The organism is bacterium, assembly GCA_024224155.1.
GTDB lineage: Bacteria > Acidobacteriota > Thermoanaerobaculia > Multivoradales > JAHEKO01 > CALZIK01.
On the sequence record JAAENP010000448.1, the window covers coordinates 1 to 1280 of the forward strand.

Genomic DNA, 1280 nt, shown 5'->3' on the forward strand with positions numbered 1-1280 from the left:
ACCAGCTGATCGAGATTCATACGAATGATCTCTTCGCGGATCGGCTTGAAGACCGGCGCCAACTGCTTCAATCCCCCCGTCACTGTCCCCAGTGACAGGTCAATGTCGTGGCTCCTGAGATCGCTCAGTAGGCGCTGAGTCGGTCGTATAAACGCATACTTGTCGAGCAGAATCTCAACCCACAGCGACACGCCGAGGCGTCCTTTGGGGATCAGCTTCGCGGGACCGGGAGCCGTGATGATCCCTGGCAGATGCTCACACTGGCAGGCGGGTCGGTAGCGGCGCCGACGGATCTTGCGCTTATAGCCTCGAACCTCGATCTCGATCACTTCAGAGTCTTCGGTGCCCGGAAAGTCATCGAAGGGCAGACCACACCGATCACAATGGCATTGGTCCTGCGCCAAGGCGTACGTTTCTTCCTTCGCGGGCAGATGCGAGGTGTTGCGCCGACCGGGTCCAGGTCGACCAGGCTGCTGGCCGCGGCGGCGCCGGCGCTTGCTGGACGAACCTGTCGTCTCGGACGAAGCGCCACGACCCTTCTCTGAACGACGACCGAAGAGCTGTCGCTCAAGCTCCTTGTTCTTGGCTCGGAGTTGCTCGTTCTCTTCCCGGAGCTTGTCCTCTCTTTCCCGCGCGCGCTGGTGACGCTCTCGCCAGTATCCAGCCTGATGGCGGGCCTCGAAGATCTCAGCCCGCAACGGGCATGCTGCACATGGCCTCGACCCAGGGCGCTTGGCACCGAGGTCCGTGTCCGGCGAAGGCTGAGGGGGCGGGGCCACCGCACCGATCTCCATAGCCCCTTTGTACACCAAGGCCTCGCCCTGTGTCCAGCACTTTTCTCTGTTTCTTGAGAAGAATCCAAAGACGCGCTATGCCGACCCAGATCCCGACGCTCGAAACCGTCGGCGTGAGCGGTGTTGAAGCCGTTGAACTCATCTGGCCTTCCGGTCTCCGCTCAATGGCTCGAGCCACGGCCGAGAGGAACGGTGGCAACGGGTTAACCGAATACTTACGCCAGGCGAATGCTAAGTCACTGGATAGTCAGTCGCTTGGAGCGACTGCCCGCGTCTTCTGCGTCAACCGAGTGACGAAGAAGCCCCCAGGCCGGCCGAGCCGGGCCTCACTGTACTACACGTCACCGCAGGTGACGTGTTTGACATGCTTCTGCGAAGCGATGTAGACTCGCAAAGTCATGAGAACAAGCCGGTTACAGTGTGTTTAGCGGCTGGTCGAATGAGCTGCTAGTTACCTGTGGCGACGGTGATTCAAGAGTTATGCAC

General features: G+C 60.4%; 1 protein-coding gene. It reads right to left on the reverse strand.

Annotated features, from left to right (window positions below; genetic code table 11):
- A partial coding sequence (locus tag GY769_21685) for an IS66 family transposase (protein ID MCP4204529.1) occupies window positions 1-329 on the reverse strand: 329 nt, incomplete at its 3' end.
- Window positions 330-1280: the final 951 nt, after the last annotated feature.